Below are 24771 nucleotides of genomic sequence, written 5' to 3' on the forward strand. Positions count from 1 at the left end.
GCAACAAGGGTCGTGAGGGCGTTCACCTAATTCGGCAGCGGTGAAGGTTCTTGCTCGTCCACACTGGACGACGTGCTGCTCACCCTGACCACGACCCACCGCCCGGCCACCGCGCTCAGCCACCTGCTGCACAAACACCCCGACCGGGCGCAGTCGTTCAGCACGTCCTCCGGCACCGCGCACGTGTTCTACCCGCGCGCGGACGAGGAGGAGTGCACGGTCGCGCTCCTGCTGGAGGTCGACCCGGTCGCCCTGGTGCGCGGTCCCGGCAGCACGCTCACCCAGTACGTCAACGACCGGCCGTACGTCGCCGGCTCGTTGCTGACCGTCGCGCTCGGCTCGGTGTTCCGCACCGCCCTCAACGGCCGCAGCAAGAGCCACGCGGACGTCGCCGCCACGCCGATCCCGCTCACCGTGCGCGTCCCCGTCCTGCCGCACCGCCTGGTGGAACGGCTGTTCACGCCGTTGGGCTGGACGGCGCACGTCACACCGCTCCCGCTCGACGACGGCGAGGACTCCCGGTACGCCGACGTCACGCTCACCGGCACCCTCAAGCTCTCCGACGCCCTGAAGCACCTGTACGTGCTGCTGCCCGTCCTCGACGGCGACAAGCACTACTGGGTCTCCGAGGACGAGGTCGACAAGCTGCTGCGCGCGGGGGAGGGGTGGCTGGGCACGCACCCCGACCGCGAGCTGATCACCACCCGGTACCTGATGCGCCGCCGTCCGCTGGTGCAGTCCGCGCTGGCCCGCCTGGCCGACGTGGAGGAGGTCGAGCCGGAGGAGCTGGACAACGCGCTCGTGGAGCCGAAGGTCTCGCTGGCCGCGCAACGCCGTGACGCGATCCTCGACCAGCTCCAGCGGGCCGGTGCGCGGTCCGTGCTCGACCTGGGCTGCGGCGGCGGCGCGTTGCTGCGCGCCCTGCTGGAACACCCGGAGTTCACCCGGATCCAGGGCGTGGACGTGTCCGCGAGCGCGCTGGCCACCGCCGCGCGCAAGCTGCACGTGGACAGGATGTCGGACCGGCAGCGCGCCCGCCTGACGTTGCGCCAGTCGTCGCTGACCTACGCCGACCCTGACCTGAAGGGTTACGACGCCGCCGTGCTGATGGAAGTGGTGGAGCACCTCGACCCGGACCGCCTGCCCGCGCTGGAGCACTCGGTGTTCGCCGTCGCGCGTCCGGGCACGGTCCTGGTCACCACGCCGAACGTCGAGTACAACGCGCTGTTCGAGACGTTGCCCGAAGGTCGGCACCGGCACTCCGACCACCGCTTCGAGTGGACCAGGGCCGAGTTCGAGGAGTGGACGACCGGCGTCGCGCGGCGGCGCGGCTACACCGTGCGCCACCTGCCGATCGGCCCGGTGGACGCCGAGCGCGGCGCGCCGACCCAGCTCGCCGTGTTCAGCCTGGGGGAGGACTGATGGAGCTGAAGATCCCCGACCTCTGCCTGGTGGTGCTGGTCGGCGCCTCCGGCTCGGGCAAGTCCACGTTCGCGCGCAGGCACTTCCTGCCGACGCAGGTGCTGTCCAGCGACTTCTTCCGCGGCCTGGTCGCCGACGACGAGAACGACCAGTCGGCGTCGGCCGCCGCGTTCGAGGCGCTGCACTTCGTGGCGGGCAAGCGGCTGGACGCGGGCCGCACCACGGTGGTCGACGCCACCAACGTGCAGCGGGCCGATCGCGCGCACCTGGTCGAGCTGGCCCGTGAGCACAACGTGCTGCCGGTCGCGATCGTGCTCGACCTGCCGGAGGAGGTCTGCCTGGCCCGCAACGCCTCCCGCCCGGACCGCGACTTCGGCCCGCACGTCGTGCGCCGGCACCGCGCCGCGCTGCGCAAGTCGCTGAAGCACCTGGGCAAGGAGGGCTTCAAGCGGGTGCACGTGCTGCGGTCGCAGGCCGAGGTGGACGACGCGGTGATCGTGCCGGAGCGGCTGCTCAACGACCTGCGGCACGAGACCGGGCCGTTCGACGTGATCGGTGACGTGCACGGCTGCCGCGCGGAGCTGGAGGAGCTGCTGGTCGCGCTCGGCTACGCGCTGGTGCGCGACGACGAGGGACGTCCGGTGGACGCGGTTCCGCCGGCGGGACGGCGGGCGGCGTTCGTCGGCGACCTGGTCGACCGCGGGCCGGACACGCCCGGTGTGCTGCGGCTGGTCATGGGCATGGTCGAGGCCGGGCACGCGTTCGCCGTGTGCGGCAACCACGAGCAGAAGCTGGTGCGTGCCCTGCGCGGGCGCAACGTCCAGGTCACGCACGGCCTGGCGGAGTCGCTGGCGCAGTTGGCGGCCGAGCCGGAGGAGTTCCGCGAGCGCGTCGTGCGGTTCTGCGACGGCCTGGTGGCGCACTACGTGCTCGACGGCGGTGACCTGGTGATCGCGCACGCGGGCCTGCCCGAGCGCTACCACGGCCGGGCGTCGGCACGGGTGCGCGGCTTCGCGCTCTACGGCGACACGACCGGTGAGACCGACGAGTACGGCCTGCCGGTGCGCTACCCGTGGGCCGCGGAGTACCGCGGCAAGGCCACCGTGCTCTACGGGCACACGCCCACACCGCAGGTCGAGTGGATCAACAACACGCTGTGCCTGGACACGGGCGTGGTGTTCGGCGGCAGGCTCACCGCGTTGCGCTACCCGGAGCGCGAGGTCGTGTCGGTGGACGCGCACGAGGTCTGGTACGAGCCCGTGCGCCCGCTGGTCGTGCCCGAGGCGGAACGGGAGCCGGACGTGCTCGCGCTGTCCGACGTGACCGGCCGCCGGTTCGTCGAGACGGCCCACCGCGGCCGGATCGGGATCCGCCCGGAGCAGGCCGCGTCGGCGTTGGAGGTGATGAGCCGCTTCGCGATCGACCCGCACCACCTGCTGTACCTGCCGCCGACGATGGCCCCGACGGCCACCTCGCAGCGGCCGGACGTGCTGGAGCACCCCGAGGACGCCTTCGCCGAGTACCGCGGGGCGGGCGTGCGCGAGGTGATCTGCGAGGAGAAGCACATGGGGTCGCGCGCGGTGGTCCTGGTGCGCGAGGACGGCGGAGGTGTGGTCCACACGCGGACCGGTCGGGCGTTCTTCGACCCGCCGTTGGCCGACGAGCTGCTGGCGGGCGTGCGTGCCGAGGTGACGCGGGCCGGCCTGTGGGACGAGCTCGACACCGACTGGCTGCTGCTCGACGCCGAGCTGCTGCCGTGGAACGCCAAGGCGGCGGGGCTGATCAAGGAGCAGTACGCCTCGGTCGGCGCGGCGGCCGCGGGTGCGCTCGGCGTGGCGGTGGACGTGCTCGCGCGGGCCGCCGAACGGGGTGTCGACGTCGGCGACCTGCTGGGGCGCACGCGCGGCCGGCTGGCCAACGCGACCGGCTACCGTGACGCGTTCCGGCGGTACGTGCGGCCGACCGACGGCCTGTCCGGCGTCACGCTCGCGCCGTTCCAGCTGCTCGCCGCGCGCGGCCGGACGTTCCACGACCGCGACCACCTGTGGCACCTGGACGTGCTCGGCCGCCTGCGGGGCGAGCTGTTCACCCCGACCCGGCACCTGGTCGTCGACACGACGGACGACGAGCAGGTCGCCGCGGGCATCCGCTGGTGGGAGGACCTGACCGCGGCGGGCGGCGAGGGCATGGTCGTCAAGCCGCTGGCGAACCTGGTCCGCGGCGAGCGCGGCCTGGTGCAGCCGGGCGTGAAGGTGCGCGGGCGCGAGTACCTGCGGATCATCTACGGCCCGGACTACACCGAGCCGGAGAACCTGGAGCGGCTGCGCAAGCGTGCCCTGGGCGCGAAGCGCGCGCTCGCGATCCGCGAGTACGCGCTGGGTCTGGAGGCGCTGGAACGCGTGGTGCGCGACGAGCCGCTGTGGCGCGTGCACGAGTGCGTGTTCGCCGTGCTCGCGCTGGAGTCGGAGCCGGTGGACCCGCGGCTGTGAGCGTGACGGGAGCCGGGCGTCACGAGGTGCGCACGACCTCGCGCGCCCGGCTCCTCGACCGAACGGCGCGGACGACCGGGTACACCACCGCCACCAGCAACGACACCGCCGGCAGCGGGACGCCCAGCAGGGTCTGGCCGAGCGCGTAGTCCGCCGCGGGCACGGCCAGGCACAGCGCGAACGCCCACGGCGGCGCGGTCTTCGGCTTGGCGGGCGACGCCCACGGCGTCCGCTTGAACGGTTTGGCCACCGACAGCCACACCTGGCACGCCAGCGCCGACGCCATCAGCAGCGAGCCGACCCGCATGAGCAGCGGCGAGCCGTCCGGGCCCAGGTTCGGGCTGAGCACGGCGATGCCGACGTAGAGCTGGCTGAGCGTGATCACCGACTTCGCCAGCACCCACCAGTGCCGCAGGTAGCCCCACGGGGTGAGGCCGGACAGCATGAAGCCCGTGAACGCCGACGTGGTGGCCATGAACTGGAGCACCTGCACGTCGAGCAGCAACGCCACCTCGAACGCCGAGCGGTCGGGCACGGCCAGCGCGTGGTTCACCACCACGAACAACGCCAGTGCCAGGACCATCCAGCCCGTCGACGACACGACGTGCGCCCAGATCAGCAACTTCCGGCTCACGAGCACCTCCACTAGTAGCCACACTACATATAGTACGGCTACTAGTGGAGTGGTGGCTCAGACCCGGCAGGGGCTGCCGCCGGGCTCGGTCGGCTCGACGTTGGCCCTCGCCTCGCCGAGCACCACGTCGGTCAGGAGGGTGTCCAGCGCGAACGCCCGCTGCACCACGCTCGTGGACGTCGTCGTGGTGCTGTTGAGCTGCAACGACCCGATCACCAGCGGGATGGTCAGCGGCGCGCTGCCCACGGCCACCGAGACCCCGTTGATCCGCAGGCTCGCGATCTGCGACGAACCGGCGAACACCGGGTTGTGGTTCGCGTCGCACGTCACCGAGGCGTCCGCCCGGATCACGCCGACCTCGATGGTCACCAGCAGGCTGCTGATCCGCGTGTGCTCGACCCGCGCGGTGGACACCGCGCCGTCGCCGGGAGCCGGTGGCAGCGCGAGCAGGTCGTCCGGTGTCTGGTCCGTGCTCGCGGACAACGCGTTGGCCCGCACGGTCAGGATGCCCGCGGACAGGTTCACGTCGGCCACGGTCTCCGCGTCGTCGACGCACGGCATGTCCGGCGGGTTGGCCCGCGCCACCACGATCCCGGCCAGGTTCAGCGCGGTCGCCTGGCAGGAGAACACGCCGGTCCGCTCCGAGGTGGTGATCCGCAGGTCCGACAGCACCGGACTGGCGCCCGACGGGCTCGCCGCCAACGTGGCCCGCACCTCGATGTACCGGCCGACCCGGGCGAACTCCACCCCGTTGGCCACCGGGGTGAACGCCTCGCCGGCCAGGCCCGCCTCGGTGTCGGACGTGCGCGCCTCCACCGTGATCGAGGTGCCCGGCGGGACGCTGCCCTGCGCCTCGGTGTTCCAGGTGACCGTGCCCCAGGTCTGCCCCGCGACGCCGCCGTCCTGCACCACCGACCAGGTGCCGACCGGCGCGGTGATCTCGCCGAGCACCGACCCGGTCATGTCGCTGTAGTTGTACGGACCCGCGCCGGGGCCGAGGTCCACGGTCAGGTCGACCGCGCCCACGGTGAACCCGCCGCCGCCGACCGGACCCGCGTCCGGGTCGATGCGCTGGGCGTTGTCGGAGTTGATGTTGGTGACCCACACCTTGCCGTTGGTGTCCACCGCGACGCCGGTCGGGCCGTTGCCGCCGGGCAGGACCACGTTGCCGACGAACGTGCCGTCGGTGCGCAGGTGGCCGACCGTGTTCGTGCCGTTGTCCAGCGCGTGGGCGACCCAGACGTTGCCCTCCATGTCGACCGCGACGCCCTGCGCGCGCGAGTGGCCGTGCGGGAACGTGCCCAGGACGGTGCCCGCCGGGTCCATCTTGACCGTGCGGCCGGAGTTGACCTGGGTGTGCCAGATCTCGCCGGTCACCGGGTCCATGCCCAGGCCGTAGTCGCCGTGCGAGGTGTCCAGGCAGGCGCCCGTGCCGGTGCCCGGCTCGTACCGGAGCAGGTTCGTGCCGTACCGGGCCGACCACAGCGTGCCCGCCTTGTCGACCAGGCCGCCGTAGCCGCCGCACCCGAGGCTGAACGGCGCGGTCAACGGCGAGCCGTCCACCCCGGAGATCTTCTGGTGCTGGGTGTTCGACCCACCCGTCCAGAGGTCGTTGTTGGCGTCCACGGCCACGGTGCGGGTGTTGGTGCCCGCGACCCGGCTGTAGGTGATCAGGCACTCGTCGGCGGCGGTGGTGACGCCGCCGTCGGAGTCGGCGCCGCCCGCGTTGGTCCACGGGCGGATGTCGCCCAGCCCGCGCGAGGTGGCGATCAGGCCGTCGCCGTCGCGGTCCGCGCAGGTGTTGTACCCGAACGGTCCCTTCAGGTAGTCGCCGTTCGGGTTGGCCGTGCCGTCGGCGTCCGACCGCGTGCCGCCGCGGATCACGCCCACGCGAGTGACCGAGCCGCGCCCGCCGGACGCCTCGTTGCGGTTCGACAGCCAGGTGTTGCCGAACTTGTCCACGGTGGTGCGGGAGGGGTTGCGGCCCTGGCCGTCCGGCGCGGACAGCCACTCGCCGACGATCTCGCCGGTGTCGACGTCGATGCGGACCATCGTGCCGCGCGCGGAGGCGGCGACGTTGACGAACGGGAAGAACACGGTCTGCCGGTCGAGCTGGAGCTGGTCGTCGTTCGGGGTGTCGTGGTTGACGTCCTGGAGCACCCCTTGGTCGAAGTGCTCGTCCAACGTGTAGAGCACGTCCTCGCCGGCGACGGGGGCGGCGGAGGCGGACGGTGTGCCTGCGAGGGGGAGCAGGAGCGTGCCGACCGCGGCCAGCACTAGGGATCTTCGCGGGTGACGCATGGATCTGCCCTTCTGGAGGGTTCTCGGCGATTCGGGCATTTCCGTCACGTGACAACCGGGTGTCGAGCGCCCGCCGGAACGCGTTACCGGCCTCGGAAATGTGAGTAGACAATTGAGCAAAAATCGGGTCGCGCGGTCACGCTGTGCCGAGCGGGAAACGTTCGAATGGACCAGTGATTCGTTCCGGACGGTGACCGCCGGCGGTGCCTCGTCCGTCGAACGGCCCAGCTCCTGCGCTGATCCGGGCCGATCCGGGCCAGGTGATCGTTAACCCTGCGGACACTCGCGGAACACCGGGAATTCGTTCTCCCGGTCGACCGGGTCTCAGTCCGTCCGCTTCGCTTGACAAGCGCGCGTGACGTCCCGAATCCTCCGCTGGGCTGACCCGTTTCGGTCGGTCGCGCACAAACCCCGAGGAAGGTTCGACGTGAACCACACCCGAGTCCTGCGGTCGGTGGGCGTCGGCGTCACCGCGGTGGCGCTGGTCGCCGCCTGCGGCACGCCACCGCCCAAGGACGGTGCCGCGAGCGGCGCCCCCGCGGCCACCGCGAAGTCCGCCGCCGACTTCGGCGGGCTGGACCAGCTCGTCGAGGCCGCCAAGAAGGAGGGCAGGCTCAACGTCATCGCGTTGCCGCCCGACTGGGCGAACTACGGCGAGATGATCTCCGCGTTCGAGGCCGAGTACGGCATCGAGGTCGACTCCGCGCAGCCCGACGCGTCCAGCCAGGACGAGATCAACGCCGCCAAGCAGCTCAAGGGCGGCGACCGGGCGCCGGACGTGTTCGACCTCGGCCTGACCGTGGCGCTGGCCAACACCGACCTGTTCGCGCCGTACCAGGTGCGGACGTGGGCCGACATCCCCGAGGAGCTCAAGGAGCCGTCCGGGCTGTACTACGGCGACTACGGCGGCTTCATGTCCATCGGCTACGACGCCGCCAAGGTGCCCGCGCCGACCTCGGTCAAGGACCTGCTCAAGCCCGAGTACCAGGGCAAGGTCGCGCTCAACGGCGACCCGACCCAGGCCGGCGCCGCGTTCTCCGGCGTGGTGATGGCCGCGTTGGGCAACGGCGGCTCGGCCGACGACATCGCGCCGGGCGTGGAGTTCTTCAAGCAGCTCAAGGCCGCCGGGAACTTCCTGCCCGTCGACCCGTCGCCCGCGACCATCGAGTCCGGCCAGACACCCGTCGTGATCGACTGGGACTACACCAACGCCGCGCAGACCGCCAAGCTCGCCGGCAAGGTCGACTGGAAGGTCGTCGTCCCGGCGGAGGCGCAGGTCGGCGGCTACTACAACCAGGCGATCAACAAAGACGCGCCGCACCCGGCCGCCGCACGCCTGTGGCAGGAGTTCCTGTACTCCGACAAGGGCCAGAACACCTACCTCAAGGGCCTGTCGCGGCCGGTGCGGATGGACGCGATGACCAAGGCCGGCACGGTCGACGCGGCCGCGGCGGCGAAGCTGCCGAAGACGTCGGACAAGCAGGTGTTCCCGACCCAGGAGCAGTCCGACAAGGCCAAGCAGGTGCTCGCGGCCACGTGGGCGCAGGCGGTGGGCTGACCGGTGGTCGCACCCGTCACGACCGCGGCCGGGGGAGGACGGCAGGCGTCCCCACGCCGGAAGGGGAACGACCGGGGGCCGTCGTCGGGCTCTGTTCTGGCGTGGCTGGTCGTGGTGCCGTTCCTGGCCTACGTCGGCACGTTCCTGGTGTACCCGACCGCGCTCGTGCTGGCCGGGGCGTTCCAGGACGCCGACGGCGCGTTCACGCTCGCCAACCTGGCCGCCCTGACCCGCGGCGCGTACCTCCAGGCGTTCCTGCGCAGCGTGCAGCTGTCCGCGATCACCGCCCTGCTCGGCGCGGTGCTCGGCGCGCTGCTGTCCTGGGGGGTCGCGGTCGGCAAGCCGGACGGCCTGGTGCGCCGCGTGGTGGTGGCCGGCGCGGGTGTGCTGGCCCAGTTCGGCGGCGTGCCGCTGGCGTTCGCGTTCCTGGCCACGGTCGGGTTCCAGGGCTTCGTCACGCGCTTCCTGCGCGACTCGTTCGGCGTGGACCTCTTCGCCACCGGCGCGTGGCTGTTCGAGCTGCCCGGCCTGACCCTGGTCTACACGTTCTTCCAGATCCCGTTGATGGTCATCGTGTTCCTGCCCGCCCTGGACGGCCTGCGCCCGCAGTGGCGTGAGGCGGTGGACGGCCTCGGCGGCTCGGCGTGGACCTACTGGCGGCACGTCGGCGGCCCGATCCTGCTGCCCGCGTTCCTCGGCGCGGTGCTGCTGCTGTTCGCCAACGCGTTCTCCGCCTACGCCACGGCGGCGGCGTTGGTGTCGCAGGGCAGCCCCATCGTGCCGTTGCAGATCCGCGGGTTCCTGACCGGCGAGGTGCTGCTGGGTCAGGAGAACCTCGGCAAGGCGCTCGGCCTGGGCATGGTCGTGGTGGTCGCCGTGGCGATGGGCCTGTACGCGGTGTTGCAGCGGAGGTTCGCCCGATGGCAGCGGTGACCAGGTCCCGATCGGTCGCGCGGACCGTGATCCTGCTCGTGCTCGGCGCGTTCTTCCTGCTGCCGCTCGTCGCGATGGCCGAGTTCACGACCCGGGGCGCCGGTGGCACGCGCAGCCTCGCCTCGTGGGCGGCGATCGCGGACGACCCGGACCTGGTCGAGGCGATCCTGGTGTCGGTGCAGCTCGCGGTGACCAGCTCGGTGCTCGTGCTGGTGCTGCTGGTGCCGACGATGACGTGGATCAGGCTGCGGCTGCCCGGGTTGCGGCGGCTGGTGGAGTTCCTGTGCCTGCTGCCGGTGGCGATCCCGGCGATCGTGCTGGTGGTGGGCATGGCACCGCTGTACGCGTGGGTGAACTACTTCCTCGGCGACTCGCCGTTGACGCTGACGTTCGCCTACGCGGTGCTGGTGCTGCCGTTCGCCTACCGGGCGATCGACGCGGGCCTGTCCGCGATCGACCTGAAGACGTTGGCGGAAGCGGCCCGCGGCCTCGGCGCGTCCTGGGGCACGGTGCTGCTGCGGGTCGTCGCGCCCAACATCCGCACCGCGTTGATCGGCGCGTCGCTGCTGTCGGTGGCGTTGGTGCTCGGCGAGTTCACCATCGCGTCGCTGCTGAACTTCGACACGTTGCAGGTGCGGGTCAACCTGCTGGGCAAGCGCGACGCCGGCGTGTCGATCGCGGTGTCGCTGCTGACCCTGCTGTTCGCGTTCGCCCTGCTGTTCCTGCTCTCGTTCATCGGCGGGCGGCGCCGCGACACCGCCGTCGGGGGAGGCTGACCATGGAGTACCTGCGACTGGACGGCGTGCGCAAGGCGTTCGGCGGCCAGGCGGCGCTCGACGGGCTCGACCTGGAGCTCGCCGAGGGCGAGCTGGTCAGCCTGCTCGGGCCCAGCGGCTGCGGCAAGACGACCGCGCTGCGGATCGTCGCCGGGTTCGAGACCGCCGACGCGGGCTCCGTGCTGGTGGACGGGCGCGACCTCACCGGCGTGCCCGCGAACAAGCGGGACATGGGCATGGTGTTCCAGGCCTACAGCCTGTTCCCGAACATGACCGTGACGCAGAACGTGGCGTTCGGCCTGCGGCTGCGCAAGGCGCCGGACCGGGCGACCCGGGTCGCCGAGCTGCTGGAGCTGGTCGGGCTGGCCCACCTCGGCAAGCGGTACCCGCACCAGCTCTCCGGCGGGCAGCAGCAACGCGTCGCGCTGGCCCGCGCGCTGGCGATCCGGCCGCGGGTGCTGCTGCTGGACGAGCCGCTGTCCGCGCTGGACGCCAAGGTGCGGGTGGCGTTGCGCGACGAGATCCGGCGCATCCAGACCGAGTTGGGCATGACCACGTTGTTCGTCACGCACGACCAGGAGGAGGCGCTGGCCGTCTCCGACCGGGTGGGCGTGATGTCGCACGGCCGGCTGGAGCAGCTCGACACGCCCGCGGTCGTGTACCGGGAGCCCGCGTCGGCGTTCGTGGCGCAGTTCGTCGGCGTGACCAACGCGGTGCACGGCGTCGCCGAGGCGGGCGGCGTGCGACTGGGCTCGTTCCGGCTGGCCACCGACGCGGCCGAAGGGCTGACCGGCGAGGTGAAGGTGATCGTGCGGCCGGAGGACATCGTGATCGCCCCGCACGGCGGTCGGGCCGACGGCGCGTTGACCGGCACCGTGCTCACCCAGAGCTTCCTCGGGCCGGTGACCAGGCTGTCCGTCCGGCTCGACGGCGGCGACCAGGTCGTGCGGGTCGACCAGCCGTCGCACCGCGCGGCCGACTTCCCGCCCGGCGCGGCCGTCGCGCTGGACCTGGGGATCGGCAGGCTGATGGTCGTCGCGGCGTGACGACGGGCGGAGGGGGCGCTACGGGCGGCGCAATTTCGTCAACCTGATCCGTTCGGCGTCCGACAACGCGGAATCGGTCAGCACCCGCACCCCGCGCGCGCCGATCGGCTGCCCGTTCACGGAAGTCACCCAATTGGTCGGCACATCGGTGAACAACGTGACTTCCGGTGTGTCGGCGAAATGGCCGTAACCCAACACCGTCGACCGGCTCACGCTCGGCCCGTTGAGCACCACGTAATCCTGGTCGGCCAGGGTCGGGTCGCTCACCCACGGCACCTCGTCGCCCAGTGTCCAGCCGCCGACGCCGCCGTAGCGCAGCAGGAACGTGCGGGCGTGGTGGATCGTGACCACGTAGTGGTGCTCGCGGTCCGGGTCCACGGGCCCTGGCGTGCGGGTGAAGTTCAGGCCGTACGAGACGCCCGCCGCGCGCAGGCCCCGGGAGAACGCGTCCAGGTCGCCGCCGCCGGTGCTGATCGCCCGCGACAGCGCCGACCACGCGCCGGTGGCCGTCTGGTTCGGCAGGCGGGCGCCCGGCCACGGGTCGCTGATGGTCATGCCGCCCCAGATGAGGCGCACCGCGGGGGCGGGCCAGACATTGTCGCGCTCACCCCGGTAGAGGGTCATGTCCGGCATGGGAATACTCCTCGCGAGGAATTCGTGCGGAGGAATCGTCCCGATCCTACGCGGAACAGGAGGAAACGCGTACGAATTCACCGGCAAGGAGTACCGGTCCGCGAAAATGCGGTGTCAAAAAGGGTGGATATGCAATGTCGACGGACGGAGGGGCCCGCCGCGAGCGCGCGGCGGGCCCCTCCTGGTGCCACGACGGTCGGACCGTCCGGGCTAGCGCGGGAACAGGTCCCGGTACGAGCCCTGCGTCTGCACGTTCAACTCGCCGACGCGGACGAGCTTCGCGGTCGCCGTCCGCGGGTCGCGGATGTCGAGCACGTCCAAGCCCTTGGCCATGTCGGAGGAGAAGATGTAGCCGTTGTAGTAGTACGCCGACCACGAGCCGCCGCCGGCGCCGTTGGGCAGCGGGCCGCGCTCGAACCAGCCGATCTCCTTGGGGTTGCGGGAGTCGGTGAAGTCCCAGATCGAGATACCGCCCTGGTACCACGCCTGGACCATGATGTCGCGACCCTGCACCGGGAGCAGCGAACCGTTGTGCGCCACGCAGTTCTCCGTGTCGCCCTGGGTCCGGGAGATCTTGTAGTAGGAGCGGAACTCCAGCTTCCGGTTGTCACCGCGGCCGGTGATGTCGTAGATGCCGTCCGCGCCGCGGGTCGGGCCGATCTTCTCGTTGCAGGTCGGCGCGCCGCCGCCACCGAGCTCGTCGGTGAAGACGACCTTGGTGCCCTCGTTGTTGAAGGTGGCCGAGTGCCAGAACGCGAAGTTCACGTTGTCCTGGACGCGGCTGAGTTCGCGCGGCTTCTCGCGGTCGGAGATGTCCCACAGCACGCCGTCACCCATGCAGGCGCCGGCCGCGAGGTCCTTGGCCGGGTACACGGTGATGTCGTGGCAGCCGGAGGTCGCACGGACGTAGCCCTGCTCGATCGTGCCGTCACGGCCGGGGTTGCCGCCGTCCGGGAACAGCACGGTCTCCGACAGCACCGAGGCCGACGCCGGGTCCTTCAGCGGCACCTTGACGATGCTGATCAGGTCGTGCGGCGTCTTGCAGTCGGGGAAGGAGTCGTTGGGGCCGTACGACGAGACGTACAGGTAGGCGTTCTTGCCCTTCTTGTCCGGCACCAGCGTGTGCGTGTGCGAACCGCACTTGGTCTCGACCGCGGCGACGTACTTCGGGTTCTTCTTGTCGCTGATGTCGAAGATCTTGATGCCCTCCCACGCGTCCTTGTTGGTCGCGGCGAGCGGCGTGCTGGCGCAGGAGTTGTCGCTGCGCGAGGAGTCCGTGGACAGGAACAGCAGGTCGTCCTTGACCGAGATGTCGTTCTGCGAGCCGGGGCACCACACCGTGCTCACGACGGACGGCTTGCGCGGGTTGCGCACGTCGTAGATCACGAAGCCGTCGTAGTTGCCGTCGAACGCGTAGCCGTCCTGGAACGCCAGGTCGGTCCACGTCGACGAGGCGGTGAAGGGCGCCGGCTTCGGCAGGTTGGCCAGGTGCTTGACGTTGCGGCTGTTGCGGATCTCGTCGACGCCGGGCAGGCCGGTGGCCGGCTGCTCCGGGCTCGACAGTTGCGCCTCGGACAGCCCGGCCAGGTCGGCGTCGTCCGGCGCGGCGGTCGCCTGGGGCGCCCAGGCCACGACCGACAGGCTGAGCGCGAAGGCCCCGAGGACCGCCGCCGGCGTTCTGCGCCGTCGGGTCGAATCGCGTGCTTCCACTTCAGGTTCCCCTTCCAGCCCACTGCAGGGCCCGCAGTATCACCCGTTCGCAAGGCTAAGGACCAGACCCATTCGTCGGGAATTTTGTGGCTTCCGGCTGGTGGGACAGCCGGGTACGTTGGCGGCCGACCGGAGTCGTAGGGGGTATCGGATGAGGTTCGTGTTCGTCGCGGTGCTGGTGGCCGTCCTCGCGGGCTGCACGTCCCAGGCGGACGACCAGCCTCCGATCATCGCGCCGCAGGGGCCCGGCGAGCAAGCACAAACGTTGTCGCCGGACGATTTCGGCACCGATCGCTGGGTCGCGCCGAGCGAGGCGGACCTGACCTACGTGGCCAGCATGATCGTGCACCACCGGCAGGCGCTGGAGATGACCGCGCTGGCACCGGAACGCGCGCAGAACGAGACCGTGCGGGGCCTGGCGTCGCGGATCCACGACACCCAGGGCCCCGAGATCGCCGCGATGGAGCAGTGGCAGCGGCAGTACGCGGAGAAGGCGCCCGCGCACGGCCACAGCGGCGAGCTGCCGGAGGTCGACCACCGCTCCATGCCCGGCATGGCCACCGACGAGCAGTTGGCCGCGTTGAAGGCGGCCCGGGGCGCGGACTTCGACCGGCTGTTCCTCCAGCTGATGATCGCCCACCACGAGGGCGCGATCCGCATGGCGACCGAGGTGCTGTCGTCGGGCCGCGACGTGCGGGTCGAGGAGATGGCCAACGACGTGGCGACCTCGCAGGCCGACGAGATCGACCGCATGAAAACGATCACCATCCCCTGACCCCGCGTGTCCTACCTCCAGAACGCGCGTGTCCTACGTTCGGAACGCGTGAGTCCTACGTTCGGAACGCGTGAGTCCTACGTTCAGGATCCCCGAGTTCGTCACTCAGGTGCATCTCTGAGGGTGGATCAGGGTGGTCTACGGGAAGATCGACCGATCGGTTGATGCGAGGTGTGGCCCGCCGTGCGATCCGGCCGGACGCCGTCGCGGCGACGCTGGTGGCATGGCAATCATCGAGGTGGTCGACCTCGTCAAGACCTACGACCGCAAGGTCGCGGTGGACGGTGTCTCGTTCACCGTCGACGAGGGGGAGATCTTCGGGATCCTCGGCCCGAACGGGGCGGGGAAGACGACGACCGTGGAGTGCGTGGAGGGCCTGCACACGCCGGACGGCGGCACGATCAGGGTCGACGGGCTGGACCCCCGGCGTGACCGGGCGGAGCTGCGCGCCCGGCTGGGCGTGCAGCTGCAGCAGAGCGAGCTGCCCGACCGCATCCGGGTGGGAGAGGCGCTGGACCTGTACGCGTCGTTCTACCGCGACCCGGCTGACTGGCGGGAGCTGCTGGCCCGCCTGGGCCTGGCCGACCGCGCCAAGACCGAGTACCGCAAGCTCTCCGGCGGCCAGAAGCAACGCGTCTCCATCGCGCTGGCGCTGATCGGCAAGCCCAAGGTGGCCGTGCTGGACGAGCTCACCACGGGCCTCGACCCGCAGGCCCGCCGTGACACGTGGGACCTGGTCGAGCAGATCCGCGACGCCGGCGTCACGGTCGTCCTCGTCACCCACTTCATGGAAGAGGCCGAACGGCTGTGCGACCGGATCGCCCTGATCGACGCGGGCCGGCTCGTCGCGGTCGACAGCCCGGCCGGGCTGGTGTCGCGGGTGGACGGTGAGCAGCGGGTCCGGTTCCGGCCGGCCGCCCCGCTCGACGTGGCGCTGCTCACCGAGCTGCCCGAGGTCTCCCACGTCGAGCGGCACGGTCCGCAGCTCGTCGTGACCGGCACCGGCAACCTGCTGCACGCCGTCACGTCCGTGCTCGCCCGCAACCAGATCGTCGCCGCCGACCTGCGCATCGAGCAGGCCGGCCTGGACGACGCCTTCATCCGCCTCACCGGCCGCAAGCTCACGGAGTAGCAGCATGCTGAAGATCGTCAAGACCGAGTGGAAGCTGTTCCTGCGCGAGCCGAGCATGGTCGTGTTCGCGGTGCTCTTCCCGACCGTCCTGTTGCTGGTGCTGGGCGCGATCCCCGCGTTGCGCACCCCCGACCCGACCTTCGGCGACCTGCGGTTCATCGACGCCTACGTGTCGTCGCTGGTCGTGATCGCGCTGGCGTTCCTGGGGCTGAACAAGCTGCCCACCACGGTCGCCTCCTACCGCGAGAAGGGTGTGTTGCGCCGCTTCTCCACCACCCCGGTCCACCCGGCCCGCCTGCTGGTGGCGCAGGTGCTCGTGAACGTGATCGCGGGCGTGATCTCGATCGTCCTGCTCATGGTGGTGTGCTGGGCGGTGTTCGACATCGACCTGCCCCACCACCCGCTCGGGTTCCTCGTGACGTGCCTGCTCGGCCTGCTGTCGCTGTCGGCCCTCGGCCTGCTGGTCGCGGCCTGGGCGCCGAACGCGCGGTCCGCCGGCGGGTGGGCGACCGTGGTGTTCATGCTGGTCATGTTCTTCGGCGGCGCGTACCTGCCCCGCTTCCTGCTGCCGGACTTCCTCAACGTCATCGGCGAGTACCTGCCGCCCGGCGTCGGTGCGTTGCAGGAGTCGTGGCTGGGCGTCGCGCCCGACCCGGCGCACCTCGGCGTGCTGGCGCTGGTCACGCTGGTGGCGGGTACCGTCGCGGCGAAGTCGTTCCGCTGGGAGTAGGGGTGCGCGAGATGGACGTGCTCGACACGTGGGAACGGCGGCTGGACCTCGCCGGGCGCGCCATCCCGTACTTCGTCCTGGTGCTGACGACCGCGATGTACCTGGTGGTCGGCACGGACTCGTACCCGACCACCGCGGTCAACGTGGGCATCGCGGCGGCGACCGGCCTGTGGATGCTGTGGTGGTTCACCCTGCACCCGGGCTGGCGCTCCCGGCCCGGCCTGATGGGCGTGTTCTTCGTCGGCATCCTGGTGGCGTACGGGGTGCTGGGGCTGCGCGAGCCGCTGTTCGGGTTCTTCTCCTTCGCCGGGTACGTCTACGCCGTGGAGGTGCTGCCTGGCCGGTGGAAGCTCGCCGGGGTGTCGGCGACCGGCGTGCTCGCGGCGACCTCGCTGCACGGGGGCCTGCCGCTGCCGGAGCCGGGCCCGATCGCGGTGTACCTGATCATCGTCGTGTTCATCGTGGTCATCGCCTGCACGTTCACCGCGTTCGGCCACATCACCACCGAGCAGTCCCGGCGCCGCAAGCAGATGGTGGCCGAGATGGCGGCGATGATGCGGGAGAACGCGGGCCTGCACGCCCAGTTGCTGATCCAGGCGCACGAGGCGGGTGTGCTCGACGAGCGGCAGCGGTTGGCCCGGGAGATCCACGACACGCTGGCGCAGGGCTTCGCGGGCATCATCACGCAGCTCCAGGCGGACGAGAACCCGCCGCGTCACGTGGAGACGGCGTTGCGGCTGGCGCGGGAGAACCTGTCCGAGGCCCGTCGTTCGGTGCACGCCCTGCGCCCGCCCGCGCTGGTGGACGCGACCCTGCCGGACGCGTTGGCCGAGGTCGCAGCGGGGTGGGCGGACCAGACCGGGGTGGCCGCGTCGATCCACACGACGGGTGCGGCGCGCGCTCTGCACCCCGAGGTGGAGGTGACGTTGCTGCGTGCCGCGCAGGAGGCGTTGTCCAACGTCGCCAAGCACGCCCGCGCTTCCCGGGTCGGCTTGACGTTGTCGTACATGGAGGACGTGGTGACGCTGGACGTGCGCGACGACGGGTCGGGGTTCGATCCCGGGGCGCGGACCGACGGGTTCGGCCTGGTCGCGATGCGTCAACGGGTGTCACGACTGGCGGGGGCTCTGGTCGTGGAGTCCGAGCCGGGCGGCGGCACGGCGGTGTCCGCTTCGGTGCCCGCGATCCCGGCGGGGGCGGTCCGATGATCCGCGTGGTGATCGTGGACGACCACCCCGTGGTGCGCGACGGGCTGCGCGGGATGCTCGCGAGCGCGGGCGACGTCGACGTGGTGGGCGAGGCGGCGGACGGCGCGGAGGCCGTGACGGTGGTGCGGGCGCTGCGGCCGGACGTCGTGCTGATGGACCTGCGGATGCCCGGCGTGGACGGCGTCACGGCCATCGAGCGGCTGCGCGGGTGTCCGACCCGCGTGCTGGTGCTGACCACGTACGACACGGACAGCGACGTGTTGCCCGCGATCAAGGCGGGTGCGACCGGGTACCTGTTGAAGGACACCCCGCGTGACGAGCTGTTCCGGGCGGTGCGTTCGGCGGCGAGGGGAGAGGCGGTGCTGTCACCGTCCGTGGCGACCAGGTTGGTGGGCCAGGTGCGGCAGCCGGCGGCGGAACCGTTGAGCGAGCGGGAGGTCGAGGTGCTGGGGCTGATCGCGCGCGGCTGCACGAACCGCGAGGCGGCGGCCAAGCTCTTCATCAGCGAGGCGACGGTGAAGACGCACCTGGTGCACGTCTACGCCAAGCTGGGTGTGAAGGACCGCGCCGCCGCCGTCGCGGTGGCCTACGAGCGGGGGTTGCTGGGCGCCTGACCCGGGTACGCGCGCCAGTCACCGACCGCCGTGATGCCCGTCAGCTCCGACGCGTGGTCGATCGCCCCGAACGCCAGCAGTCTCGGCGCGGGTCCCCAGGACTCCACGACGCAGTTGTCCACAACCGCGGAGAAGTTGCTGCGGTCGCCGGGAATTGCGCCGAACCTGTACCCATGGCCAACGACCTCGTCGACACCACCGGACGCCCTTCGACCGCCGCCCGCAGCGCCAGCACCTCGGGGGCGCGAGCTGGACGAAGGCGCAGGTACCAGTTGCGGACGATGCTGCGGTCGCGCCGGGCCACACGCTGGTGGTCGAGCATGGGGCTGCTGATCCGGCGGGGTCAGGAGACGGCCGAGTCGAGGACGTCGGCGAGTTCGACGGGTGCCGAGAGCATCGGCCAATGACCCGTGGGCAGGTCGAAGCGCCGCCAGGGCGGCTGGTTCAGGTAGGCCAGCATCGGCATCCCGGCGTCGAGCAGGGCCTTGAAGTCGTGGCAGGCGACCAGGACGCGGTCCACTCCGGGACCAGGGTCGACAGCCTCGGCGAGGCGCTGCGTGTAGGTGCCGAACGGCTGAGGAGTGGCGCGCGCGAGCAGGCGCTCCCGCCGGCCGTCGTCGAGCCCGTCGAGGCTGCTGGACAGGCCGAGGACGTCGATCGGCGGCATCGCCAGCCGCCACCCGTCCCCGAAGACGGTGACCTGCTCACGCAGCTGGTCGGCGACCTGCGGCGGCATGAGGTCGAGCATGCCCATGCCTGCCGCGAACGGGGCGCTGTCCACATAGGCCACGCGCTCCAGCCGGTCACCGAGACGTCCTGCGGCCCCGGTGACCGGAGCGGCCGCGTAGCTGTGGGCCACCAGCGTGATGCCGCGCAGATCCTGCCCTTCGACGAGATCGGTGATGTCGCCGATGTGGGTTTCCAGATCCGTCTGGGGACCGCCCAGGTCGGCCCGCTCGGCCAGGCCCGTCAGCGTCACCGCCACCGCGGTGTGGCCGCGCTCCCGCAGCACGCGGGCAGTCTCGTCCCAAGCCCACGCCCCGAGCCAGGCGCCGGGAACCAGTACGAAGGTAGCCATGTGATCTCCCTGAAGTGCGATGCCTGCCGGGAACGTAAGGTCGATCGAGGACAGAATCGGCCCTGAAACGGTGGGTGATCCATGTCGCACCGCTCACTCGGGTGCTGACGCTGCTGGAGCTCCTCCGGTCCCACGTCCGACTCACTGTGCCGAGCCGGCCGACCGCCTCGGCACAGATGTCGCCGGACGCGGTCGGGTCGGTGTTCTCGGTGCTCCGGTCAGCACCCGCGGCCCGTGGCCGCTCCGGGATCCGCCTGGTCCGCCTAGTAGTCGACGCGATCGGTCCGGGACAGCCACGCGGTGAACGGCGCGGTGTCCTCGCCCGTGGAGACCTGGTGCACCGGCAGGCTCCACGTCTCGCGGGGCCGGCCGAACAGCTCGTGGAACTCCCGGTCGTCGAACCCGGCCGCGGCGGCGTCGTGCCGGTCGGCGGCGTAGACGACCCGGTCCACCCGCGCCCACAGCGCGGCGGACAGGCACAGCGGGCAGGGCTCGCACGAGGACACGAGCACGCAGCCGGTGAGCCGGAAGTCGCCGATGGCCTGGCACGCCGCGCGGATCGCGACGACCTCGGCGTGCGCGGTCGGGTCGAGCGTCGGGGTGACCTGGTTCGTGCCGGTCGCGATGACCTCGCCGGCGCGGATGATCACCGCGCCGAACGGGCCGCCGCCGTCGGCGACGTTGCGGGTGGCCAGCTCGATGGACTCGCGCAGCCAGGCGTGTTCGGGGGACACGGACGTGGTCATGGGTATCTCCATAGCTTCGTGTGGCCCGTGAGGGCGGGGGTGCGGCTGATGGGGGTGTTGCCGTGGCTGCCTCGCGAAGACGTCTACGTCATCACCGAAACCGCCCGTGTCATCACCGAAACCGCCCGTGTCCACGGCGGCTTCGCGGTCATCGCCGCGGCCGCGTGCTTCACCGGGACTCGGCGCACGCGCTCGACCAACACCCGCCGTGGAGGCCGGACCGGCGCGCCGAACCCGGGGCCCGGACCGCCGGCTTGCCGGAATCGCGCCGCCTCCCGCGCACCCCGGGGTCGCGGCCGGCGCATCCCCGCCTTGACCCGAACCCCTGCCGCCCGGCGACGACTTGGCCGCCCACGGCGATCGCGGCCACGCGGCTTCCGTGCTGCACCACCCCGAGCGCAGCGCGCTCCGCGAGGGTCGTGCCTCCAACGTCCCGTGCGTCATCACCCGGCCGGTCACGCAAGCGGTTTGACATCGTCGTCGACACTCCTCGGGGCGTGCGCGAGCCCGCCACGGCGGACGTGGCGATCGCGTCGTTCGGGACGGGGGCGGGCGCGGGGTCAGGTGCCGGTGATGTGCTCCGGTCGCACGGGCACGCGGGTCAGGGCGAGGCCGGTGGCGGCGCGGATGGCCGCGACGATGGCCGGCGTGGACGAGATGGTGGGCGGCTCGCCGACGCCACGCACACCGTAGGGAGCGTTCGGGTCGGCGAGTTCGAGCACGTCGATGCGCATCGGCGGCATGTCGAGCACGGTCGGGATGAGGTAGTCGGTGAACGACGGGTTGCGCACCTTGCCGCCCTCGACCTGGATCTCCTCCATCACGGCGAGCCCGAGGCCCTGCGCCGACCCGCCCTGGATCTGGCCCAGCACGGCCTGCGGGTTGAGCGCCTTGCCGACGTCCTGCGCGCAGTCCAGCTCGACCACCTTCACCAGCCCCAGCTCCACGTCCACGTCCACCACGGCGCGGTGCGCGGCGAACCCGTACTGCACGTGGGCGTTGCCCTGCCCGGTCTCGGGGTCGATGGGCTCGGTGGCGCGGTGCCGCCACTGCACCGTCTCGTCGATCACGTCGTCGCCCAGCAGCCCGGCCAGGTCGACGTCCGCCAGGTCGCGCCCGCCCGCGAGCTCGACCAGCTTCTCCCGCACGGCCGCGCACGCGGCCTTCACCGCGCCGCCGGTGACGTAGGTCTGGCGGGAGGCGGACGTGGAGCCGCCGTTGCCGATGCTGGTGTCCATGGGCAGGATCGTCACCCGCTGCACGCCCAGCTCGGTGCGCACGATCTGCTGCATGATCGTCACCAGGCCCTGCCCGACCTCGGCCGCCGCCGTGTGCGCCAGCGCCGCGGGTTCGCCGTTGATGACCTGCAACCGGACGCGTGCGGTCGAGTAGTCGTCGTAGCCCTCGGAGAAGCAGATGTTCTTGATGCCCACCGCGTAACCCACGCCGCGCACCACGCCTTCGCCGTGCGTGGTGTTGGAGACGCCGCCGGGCATGTCGCGCAGGTCGACCGCGGTCGACAGCGGTGGCATCGGCTTGTCCCTGACCAGCTTCAGCAGTCGGGCGACGGGCGCGGCCGAGTCGACCACCTGGCCGGTGGGCATCACCGAGCCCTCGCTCATCGCGTTGGCGATCCGCACGTCCACCGGGTCCATGCCCAACGCCTCGGCGAGCTTGTCCATCTGGGACTCGTAGGCGAAACCGGCCTGCACCGCGCCGAACCCGCGCATCGCGCCGCACGGCGGGTTGTTCGTGTAGACGCCCCAGCAGTCGACCGTCACGTTGTCCACGTCGTAGGGGCCGACGCCGAGCGTGGCCGCGTTCGCCACCACGGCGGACGTGCTGGACGCGTACGCGCCGCCGTCGAGGAAGATCCGTGCCTTGACGTACACGAGCTTGCCGGTGCGGTCCGCGCCGTGCTCGTAGTACAGCACCGCCGGGTGCCGGTGCACGTGGCCGTAGAACGACTCTTCGCGGTTGTAGACCATCTTGGTCGGCTTGCCGGTGTGCAGCGCCAGCAGGCACGCGTGCACCTGCATGGACAGGTCCTCGCGGCCGCCGAACGCGCCGCCGACGCCGGAGAGCGTCAGCCGCACCTTCTCCAGCGGCACGCCCAGTGCCGCCGCGACCTGGCTCTGGTCGACGTGCAGCCACTGCGTGGCGATGTAGAGGTCCACGCCGCCGTCCTCGGCGGGCACGGCCAGGCCGGACTCGGGGCCGAGGAACGCCTGGTCCTGCATGCCGACCTCGTACCGGCCGGTGACGACGACCTCGGCCGGCGCGTGCTGGTCGCCCCGCCGCACGGGCACGTGCCGCACGAGGTTGCCGCCGGGGTGCAACGGGGTGTCGTCGACGGCGGTCTCCATGTCCACGACGGGGGTGAGCACCTCGTACTCGACCTTGATGCGCTTCATGGCGCGCTGCGCGGTCTCGGGGTGGTCCGCGCCGACCAGCGCGACCGGCTCGCCCTGGTAGCGCACCACGTCCTCGGCGAGGACCGGCTGGTCCTTGTGCTCCAACCCGTACCGGTTCTGGCCGGGCACGTCCTGGTGCGTGAGCACGGCGTACACGCCGGGCACCCGCAGCGCCTCGGTCAGGTCGACCGAGACGATCCGCGCGTACGGGTGCGGGCTGCGCAGGGTCGCGCCCCAGATCATGTCCTCGTGCCACAGGTCCGAGGCGTAGGCGAACTCGCCGCGCACCTTGAGGTTGCCGTCGGGCCGCTGCGCGCTGGAACCGATGCCACCGGCCACGGCGGAGGTCAGTTCGGCGGGGGTGAGGCTCATCGCGTCCCCTTCAGTCGCTCGGCGGCGGCGCGCAGGTCGCGCGCGAGGTCGGTTTCGGAGGCGGTGCGCAGCTCGCCGTCGTCGACCACGGTCCGGCCGCCCACCAGCAGGAGCTTGAGCTTCGGCTGGGGCCCGAGGACCAGGGCGGCCACCGGGTCGTCCATGCCCGCGTGGTCGAGGCCGTCGAGCCGCCAGACGGCCAGGTCGGCGAGCTTGCCCGGCTCGATCGAGCCGATCTCGCGCTCACGTCCGAGGCAGCGCGCGCCGCCCATCGTGGCCAGCCACAGCGCCTGCCGGACGTCCAGCGCCTCGGGGCCGCCGCGTTGCCTGGCCTGGAGCAGGGCCTGGTGCAGCTCCTCGACCATCCCGCCGGACTCGTTGGACGCCGCGCCGTCCACGCCGAGGCCGACCGGCGCGCCCGCGTCGAGCAGGTCGCGGACCGGGGCGATGCCGGTGCCCAACCGGCCGTTGGACGTGGGGCAGTGCGCGCTGCCGGTGCCGGTCGCGCCCAGCCGCTTCACCGCATCGGGTGACAGGTGCACGGTGTGCGCGAGCCACACGTCGTCGCCGAGCCAGCCGAGGCGTTCGGCGTACTCGGTGGGCGTGCAGCCGTACTCGGCCTGGCACTGGTCCTCCTCGTCCGCGGTCTCGGCGAGGTGCGTGTGCAGGCGGACGCCCCTGGCCCGGGCCAGCTCCGCCGCGCCGGTCATCAGCTCGGCGCTGACCGAGAACGGCGAGCACGGCCCGACGGCCACCCGGACCAACGCCCCCGGGCTGGTGTCGTGGTGCTCGGCGATGGCCCGCTCGGTGGCGAGGAGCGCGGCTTCGGTGTCCTCGACCAGGTTGTCGGGCGGGAGGCCGCCGTGCGACCGGCCGCGGTCCATCGAACCGCGGATGGCGTGCAGGCGGATGCCGACGCGCCTGCCCGCCTCGACCAGGGCGGTGAACTGGTCGCCGCCCTCGCGGGGGAAGACGTAGTGGTGGTCGGCGGCGGTCGTGCAGCCGGTGGTCGCGAGCCTCGCCAGCCCGGCGGAGGCCGCCGAGTGCGTGATCTCGGCGTCCAGGCCGCGCCACACCGGGTACAGCGCGGTCAGCCACTCGAACAGGGTGGCGTCCTGGGCGAAGCCCCGGGTGGCCCATTGGTAGAGGTGGTGGTGGGTGTTGACCAGACCGGGCGTGACCAGGCAACCGCTGCCGTCGACCCACGTGTGCGGGCCGCTCGGCTTGGGCGCCTGGCCCGGGCCGACCGCGGTGACCAGGCCGTTCTCGATGACGACGTGGCCGAACGCGTGCTCGGTGCCCGCCGCGTCGACCGTGGCCACCGCGACGCCGTCGAGGACGGTCGGTGTCATCGGCCCGCGCCTTCCGGGTCCGCCTTGCGGGTCGCGGCCAGGCGCACGGCGTCCAAGATCTTCTCGTACCCGGTGCAGCGGCACAGGTTCCCGGCGAGGGCCTCCCGGATCTCCGGGTCGCTCGGCCGCGGCACGCGATCGAGCAGGTCGTGCGCGGCGACCACGAGACCGGGCGTGCAGAAACCGCACTGCACCGCGCCCGCCTCGACGAACGCCTCTTGCACGGGGTCGAGCCGATCGCCGTCGGCGAGGCCCTCCACCGTCCGAACCTCGCGGTCCTGCACCTGACCCGCGGCCACCAGGCAGGAGCACACCGGCGTGTTGTCCAGGTACACCGTGCACGAGCCGCACTCGCCCTGCTCGCAGGCGTTCTTCGACCCAGGCAGGCCCAGCCGCTCGCGCAACAGGAACAGCAGGCTCTCGCCCTCCCAGACGTCGTCGGCCTGCCTCTGCTCGCCGTTCACCGTCACGGTCACGCGCATGATCAGGCCACCTTCTCGGAGTAGTCGCGCCAGGCCCAGTCGAGCGTGCGGCGGGCCAGCACGGAGAGGGCGTGCTTGCGGTACGCGGCCGAGCCGCGCACGTCGTCGATGGGGCTCGCGGCCTGCGCCACGAGCTCGCCGAACCGCCGTTTCACCGAGTCGAGGAGCGGTTTGGGTGAGTCCCACTGGTCGGCGGAGGTCAGTTCGTCGGACAGGAACCGCTCCGCCTCCGTCGCCCGGCGCGGGGTGCAGGGCGACGGCGAACGAGCACACCGCGATCACCATCGCGTTGCGGGTGCCGACCTTGGCGAACTGCTGCGGGGCGCGCGTGACCGGCACGCGGACCGCGGTGATCAGCTCGTCCGG

General features: G+C 71.7%; 20 protein-coding genes and 1 pseudogene. 11 read left to right on the top strand and 10 right to left on the bottom strand.

Annotation, left to right across the window (positions count from 1 at the left end; translation table 11 throughout):
* Nucleotides 1-72: 72 nt before the first annotated feature.
* A complete protein-coding gene (locus tag LZG04_RS39415; RefSeq protein WP_233827057.1) occupies nt 73-1422 on the top strand; it encodes a 3' terminal RNA ribose 2'-O-methyltransferase Hen1 in 1350 nt (449 codons plus the stop codon).
* On the top strand, nt 1422-3911 hold the full coding sequence (locus tag LZG04_RS39420; protein ID WP_233827058.1) for a polynucleotide kinase-phosphatase: 2490 nt from the start codon (nt 1422-1424) through the stop codon (nt 3909-3911). Before LZG04_RS39415 ends, LZG04_RS39420 begins: the two co-directional genes overlap by 1 nt.
* 19 nt (nt 3912-3930) lie before the next feature.
* Here LZG04_RS39420 and LZG04_RS39425 read toward each other — a convergent pair whose 3' ends face one another.
* A complete protein-coding gene (locus tag LZG04_RS39425) occupies nt 3931-4545 on the bottom strand; it encodes a hypothetical protein (RefSeq protein ID WP_233827059.1) in 615 nt (204 codons plus the stop codon).
* 57 nt (nt 4546-4602) lie between these two features.
* Nucleotides 4603-6822: a choice-of-anchor P family protein gene (locus LZG04_RS39430; protein ID WP_233827060.1), complete on the bottom strand. Its 2220-nt coding sequence runs from the start codon at nt 6820-6822 to the stop codon at nt 4603-4605.
* Between the two features lie 451 nt (nt 6823-7273).
* On the opposite strand from LZG04_RS39430, the gene LZG04_RS39435 reads away from it, so the two are divergent.
* The 4 genes from LZG04_RS39435 to LZG04_RS39450 are packed head-to-tail and all read left to right on the top strand — an operon-like array spanning nt 7274 to nt 11159.
* The gene (locus LZG04_RS39435) at nt 7274-8404 is read left to right on the top strand and encodes an ABC transporter substrate-binding protein (RefSeq protein ID WP_233827061.1); all 1131 of its coding nucleotides are present in this window, start codon (nt 7274-7276) and stop codon (nt 8402-8404) included.
* A gap of 3 nt (nt 8405-8407) precedes the next feature.
* Nucleotides 8408-9337, top strand: coding sequence for an ABC transporter permease subunit (locus LZG04_RS39440; RefSeq protein WP_233827062.1), 930 nt, complete (start codon nt 8408-8410; stop codon nt 9335-9337).
* Nucleotides 9334-10113, top strand: a complete 780-nt coding sequence (locus LZG04_RS39445; RefSeq protein ID WP_233827063.1) for an ABC transporter permease — start codon at nt 9334-9336, stop codon at nt 10111-10113. Before LZG04_RS39440 ends, LZG04_RS39445 begins: the two co-directional genes overlap by 4 nt.
* A gap of 2 nt (nt 10114-10115) precedes the next feature.
* Nucleotides 10116-11159 (top strand): ABC transporter ATP-binding protein, encoded by a 1044-nt coding sequence (locus tag LZG04_RS39450; protein ID WP_233827064.1) that lies wholly within the window; start codon nt 10116-10118, stop codon nt 11157-11159.
* An 18-nt stretch (nt 11160-11177) separates the two neighbouring features.
* On the opposite strand, the gene LZG04_RS39455 is transcribed toward LZG04_RS39450, so the two are convergent.
* A complete protein-coding gene (locus LZG04_RS39455) occupies nt 11178-11792 on the bottom strand; it encodes a hypothetical protein (protein WP_233827065.1) in 615 nt (204 codons plus the stop codon).
* Nucleotides 11793-12002: 210 nt separating this feature from the next.
* Nucleotides 12003-13433: a hypothetical protein gene (locus LZG04_RS39460; protein ID WP_267938986.1), complete on the bottom strand. Its 1431-nt coding sequence runs from the start codon at nt 13431-13433 to the stop codon at nt 12003-12005.
* A gap of 220 nt (nt 13434-13653) precedes the next feature.
* Here LZG04_RS39460 and LZG04_RS39465 point away from each other — a divergent pair, with 220 nt between their 5' ends.
* The 5 genes from LZG04_RS39465 (at nt 13654) to LZG04_RS39485 (ending at nt 17961) form a co-directional block, all read left to right on the top strand.
* A complete protein-coding gene (locus LZG04_RS39465) occupies nt 13654-14277 on the top strand; it encodes a DUF305 domain-containing protein (protein ID WP_233827067.1) in 624 nt (207 codons plus the stop codon).
* Nucleotides 14278-14500: 223 nt separating this feature from the next.
* The gene (locus tag LZG04_RS39470; protein ID WP_233827068.1) at nt 14501-15409 is read left to right on the top strand and encodes an ABC transporter ATP-binding protein; all 909 of its coding nucleotides are present in this window, start codon (nt 14501-14503) and stop codon (nt 15407-15409) included.
* A 4-nt stretch (nt 15410-15413) separates the two neighbouring features.
* Nucleotides 15414-16139, top strand: a complete 726-nt coding sequence (locus LZG04_RS39475; protein WP_233827069.1) for an ABC transporter permease — start codon at nt 15414-15416, stop codon at nt 16137-16139.
* Nucleotides 16140-16150: 11 nt separating this feature from the next.
* The gene (locus LZG04_RS39480; protein WP_233827079.1) at nt 16151-17347 is read left to right on the top strand and encodes a sensor histidine kinase; all 1197 of its coding nucleotides are present in this window, start codon (nt 16151-16153) and stop codon (nt 17345-17347) included.
* On the top strand, nt 17344-17961 hold the full coding sequence (locus tag LZG04_RS39485; protein ID WP_233827070.1) for a response regulator transcription factor: 618 nt from the start codon (nt 17344-17346) through the stop codon (nt 17959-17961). Before LZG04_RS39480 ends, LZG04_RS39485 begins: the two co-directional genes overlap by 4 nt.
* 343 nt (nt 17962-18304) lie before the next feature.
* On the opposite strand, the gene LZG04_RS39490 is transcribed toward LZG04_RS39485, so the two are convergent.
* The 6 genes and pseudogenes from LZG04_RS39490 to LZG04_RS39515 all read right to left on the bottom strand — a co-directional run.
* Nucleotides 18305-19039 (bottom strand): alpha/beta fold hydrolase, encoded by a 735-nt coding sequence (locus LZG04_RS39490; RefSeq protein ID WP_233827071.1) that lies wholly within the window; start codon nt 19037-19039, stop codon nt 18305-18307.
* A gap of 263 nt (nt 19040-19302) precedes the next feature.
* Nucleotides 19303-19785 carry a nucleoside deaminase gene (locus LZG04_RS39495; protein WP_233827072.1) on the bottom strand — a complete coding sequence of 161 codons (483 nt, stop codon included), beginning with the start codon at nt 19783-19785 and terminating at the stop codon, nt 19303-19305.
* A gap of 560 nt (nt 19786-20345) precedes the next feature.
* A complete protein-coding gene (locus tag LZG04_RS39500) occupies nt 20346-22571 on the bottom strand; it encodes a molybdopterin cofactor-binding domain-containing protein (protein ID WP_233827073.1) in 2226 nt (741 codons plus the stop codon).
* Nucleotides 22568-23923, bottom strand: coding sequence for an 8-oxoguanine deaminase (locus LZG04_RS39505; RefSeq protein WP_233827074.1), 1356 nt, complete (start codon nt 23921-23923; stop codon nt 22568-22570). Before LZG04_RS39505 ends, LZG04_RS39500 begins: the two co-directional genes overlap by 4 nt.
* The gene (locus tag LZG04_RS39510) at nt 23920-24405 is read right to left on the bottom strand and encodes a (2Fe-2S)-binding protein (RefSeq protein WP_233827075.1); all 486 of its coding nucleotides are present in this window, start codon (nt 24403-24405) and stop codon (nt 23920-23922) included. The genes LZG04_RS39505 and LZG04_RS39510 overlap by 4 nt, the downstream gene beginning before the upstream one ends.
* Before the next feature lie 2 nt (nt 24406-24407).
* Nucleotides 24408-24771: pseudogene (locus LZG04_RS39515) on the bottom strand (xanthine dehydrogenase family protein subunit M); the annotation flags it as partial.

This window comes from Saccharothrix sp. S26 (assembly GCF_021390395.1).
In the GTDB taxonomy this organism is placed as follows: Bacteria; Actinomycetota; Actinomycetes; order Mycobacteriales; family Pseudonocardiaceae; genus Actinosynnema.

Bases quoted from the DNA above. Each gene is read 5' to 3' on its own strand.
- LZG04_RS39510 (WP_233827075.1), bottom strand. From the start codon at position 24,405: ATGCGCGTGACCGTGACGGTGAACGGCGAGCAGAGGCAGGCCGACGAC.
- LZG04_RS39485 (WP_233827070.1), top strand. From the start codon at position 17,344: ATGATCCGCGTGGTGATCGTGGACGACCACCCCGTGGTGCGCGACGGG.
- LZG04_RS39450 (WP_233827064.1), top strand. From the start codon at position 10,116: ATGGAGTACCTGCGACTGGACGGCGTGCGCAAGGCGTTCGGCGGCCAG.
- LZG04_RS39465 (WP_233827067.1), top strand. From the start codon at position 13,654: ATGAGGTTCGTGTTCGTCGCGGTGCTGGTGGCCGTCCTCGCGGGCTGC.
- LZG04_RS39420 (WP_233827058.1), top strand. From the start codon at position 1,422: ATGGAGCTGAAGATCCCCGACCTCTGCCTGGTGGTGCTGGTCGGCGCC.
- LZG04_RS39490 (WP_233827071.1), bottom strand. From the start codon at position 19,039: ATGGCTACCTTCGTACTGGTTCCCGGCGCCTGGCTCGGGGCGTGGGCT.
- LZG04_RS39455 (WP_233827065.1), bottom strand. From the start codon at position 11,792: ATGCCGGACATGACCCTCTACCGGGGTGAGCGCGACAATGTCTGGCCC.
- LZG04_RS39505 (WP_233827074.1), bottom strand. From the start codon at position 23,923: ATGACACCGACCGTCCTCGACGGCGTCGCGGTGGCCACGGTCGACGCG.
- LZG04_RS39470 (WP_233827068.1), top strand. From the start codon at position 14,501: ATGGCAATCATCGAGGTGGTCGACCTCGTCAAGACCTACGACCGCAAG.
- LZG04_RS39500 (WP_233827073.1), bottom strand. From the start codon at position 22,571: ATGAGCCTCACCCCCGCCGAACTGACCTCCGCCGTGGCCGGTGGCATC.
- LZG04_RS39475 (WP_233827069.1), top strand. From the start codon at position 15,414: ATGCTGAAGATCGTCAAGACCGAGTGGAAGCTGTTCCTGCGCGAGCCG.
- LZG04_RS39495 (WP_233827072.1), bottom strand. From the start codon at position 19,785: ATGACCACGTCCGTGTCCCCCGAACACGCCTGGCTGCGCGAGTCCATC.
- LZG04_RS39480 (WP_233827079.1), top strand. From the start codon at position 16,151: ATGGACGTGCTCGACACGTGGGAACGGCGGCTGGACCTCGCCGGGCGC.